2 protein-coding genes are annotated in these 2,709 nt (G+C 70.0%); one reads left to right on the top strand and one right to left on the bottom strand.

Going from position 1 to position 2,709, the window contains the following annotated elements; all coding sequences use genetic code 11:
- Positions 1–121: 121 nt before the first annotated feature.
- Complete coding sequence (locus ACFWJ4_RS41400; protein WP_380554596.1) at positions 122–1,723, top strand: ISL3 family transposase; 1,602 nt, start codon at positions 122–124, stop codon at positions 1,721–1,723.
- Between the two features lie 47 nt (positions 1,724–1,770).
- Here ACFWJ4_RS41400 and ACFWJ4_RS41395 read toward each other — a convergent pair whose 3' ends face one another.
- Positions 1,771–2,598: a nucleoside-diphosphate kinase gene (locus ACFWJ4_RS41395; protein WP_380554593.1), complete on the bottom strand. Its 828-nt coding sequence runs from the start codon at positions 2,596–2,598 to the stop codon at positions 1,771–1,773.
- Between the last annotated feature and the right edge of the window lie 111 nt (positions 2,599–2,709).

Raw genomic sequence — 2,709 nt, 5'->3', positions numbered from 1 at the left:
GGTTCTGGCTCAACTTCCGTGGTCTGCGCACAGTGAGTGACGACGTGCCGGTGCTGAAGGCGTCGGGAAGTTGCCCGAAATTCGCCAGCGGCCGGGTCGTGGCGGCAGACAGTGCGGGACTGTGGATGGTCTGGTGCCCCGGCTGGAGGGGCTGCTGTTTCCGTCGGTCGCGGACGTCACCGTGCTGTCGGTCGACGTGGACGTCGAGTCGGTGAACGTGTGGGTCAAGTCTGCGGCGGTGGGATACAGCTGCCCGGGCTGCGGTGGATGGTCGACCCGGGTGCACAGCTCCTACCTGCGGTTTCCCGTTGATGGTCCGGTCGGAGGGAGGCAGGTCCGGCTGAGCCTGTGGGTGCGGCGCTTCGTGTGCGGCGACCCGTCGTGCGGGCGGCGGACCTTCGTCGAGCAGATCGAAGGGCTGACCCGCCGCCACGGCCGGTGGACCGAGCAGTTGCGGGCGACGCTCGCTGCGGTCGGCCTGGCGCTGGCCGGGCGGGCCGGTGCCCGGCTGGCAACCGTGTTCGGGGTGTCGGTGAGCCGGAGCACGGTGCTGCGGCTGGTCGGAGAGCTTCCCGATCCGCAGCCGCCGGCCCCGCGGGTGGTGGGCGTCGACGAGTACGCGACACGCAAGGGTCGCGCCTACGGGACGGTGCTGGTCGACGCCGAGACCCGACGGCCGGCGGACCTGCTGCCCGACCGGGAGGCGTCGAGCCTGGCGGCCTGGCTGGCCGCGCGACCGAGCGTCGAGGTCGTCTGCCGCGACCGCGCGCCGTTCTTCGCTGAAGGCGCCACCGCGGGCGCGCCGCAGGCGGTGCAGGTCGCGGACCGCTGGCACCTGTGGCACAACCTCAGCGAAGCGGCCGAGCGGGCTGCCGCCCGCCACCGACAGTGCCTGCGCGCCGCAACTCTGTTGCCCGGTCGAGACGTCATCGTCGAGCCCGCAGACCGCGAGGAGAACGTGGACCAGCCTTGGCCGACGGGCCACCGGTTCGCCGACCGCACCCGGGCCCGGCACGCCGAGGTGCACGCCTTGCTGGCCGCGGGGCACAGCCGGCGCGCCGTCCAGCGGCAGCTCGGCATGACCTGGCGCACGGTCAAAGCCCTGGCCGACGCCGCGACCCCGGAGGAGCTCTTCCGGGGCCAGTGGCAGAACCGGACGTCCGTCCTCGATGAGTACAAGCCCTACCTCGACGACCGCTGGAACGAGGGCTGCACCAATGCCTGGAAGCTCTGGGAGGAGATCGTCCCGCTCGGCTACAAGGGCAGCTACCAGCGCGTCAGCGCCTACTTGCGGCAGAAGCGGACCGCACCGCGACCGGTAACCGCGCAGCCGCCGTCGCCCCGTACCGTCGCCGGCTGGATTCTCCGGAGGCCCGCGGCACTGTCCGAGGCCGAGCAGCTCCAGCTCAAGACTGTCTTGGCCCAGTGCCCCGAGCTCGAAGCTCTGACCCGGCACGTCCGGTCCTTCGCCGTCATGCTCACCGAGCGCCAGGGTGAGCGGCTCCCGGAGTGGCTCGACGCCGTTCGCCAGGACGACCTGCCCAGCCTGCACACCCTCGCCGCCGGCATCGACCGCGACCGGGACGCCGTCATCGCAGGACTCACCCTCCCCTGGAACTCCGGCGTCGTCGAAGGGCATGTCAACCGGATCAAGATGCTCAAGCGCCAGATGTTCGGCCGCGCAGGCTTCCAACTCCTCCGCAAGCGCGTCCTATTAGCGTGACTGAGCGTCGCCGTGTCGCGAATGCCGAGGCCAGCAGTGATCAAGGCTCACGGGGTGTCGGTGCACAGCGTCAAGTGGCGCAGCGTCGTGTATGCGAGGTATCCGTGCCATGTGTCCACCGTCGGAACCTGGCGGGCGAACTGCACGTAGGAAGTGTTCCCGTCCAGCACTCCCGTCAGCACTTCGCCATCTTCGCCTCCGGCTCGCTGTGCAGCGCGGGCGCAGGCCATCAGGGCGGCGCCGACCGCCGGGTGGGACGGGCCGTGGGAGTCGGCAGGCCAGTCGATGGGCCGTACCACCTCCGGTCCCAGCCAGGCGGCCAGGACGTCCGCCACAATGCTCCACAGCTTGAACGGGCGCAGTAGGTGCGGGGCCTGGGCTATTCCATCCGGTCTGACACCGCCCGGTCCCAGGAGTTCAAGGAGAGGGCGGTCGAAGAGGGCCCGGGCGTCTCGGTCGAGGTTGTCGGTGCTGTTGGTTGCGTGAACCAGGTTGAAGACGGGGTTCAGGGCCCCGAAATCGCCGCGCAGAGTGCCCGGTCGGGCCCGGTGAGGAAGGGCATCCCCTGTGAAGCGGCCCGCGAGCTCGGCTGCAGCCGACCCTTCGTCCGAGGCCCGGCTGCCCTCCCGCTCCAGGAGCAAGGCGTGCGCAGGCCCCAAGCCGTAAAACACTGCGCTCAGCTGCCGATCGATCCGGCCTCCGGCGTGGGCGTCCGCGTCGAGGATGAGCTGGTGCTCCGGGCTCAGGAACAGCTCTCGGAACCCGCGCAGCTTATAGCCCCGGTCGCGTGTCCAGAGGGAGATCAGCCGAGTGAGGTGCTGGGCCACTCCGTCTGGCTTGACCATGAGAAGGGCGAAGCGGTCCGGTTCGAGCAAGGAGGACTCCTGTGCGAGCACGATCTCACGGGCGCTCCGACTGTACCTGGAGCCCAGGCCAAGCCAATTCGTCACTCTGCGTTGCCATTTCACGGAAGTTGAGCCAGAACC

It is taken from the genome of Kitasatospora sp. NPDC127067 (genome assembly GCF_042724755.1).
GTDB lineage: Bacteria > Actinomycetota > Actinomycetes > Streptomycetales > Streptomycetaceae > Kitasatospora > Kitasatospora lactacystinica.
This window is presented reverse-complemented; position numbering and strand designations above follow the sequence as displayed.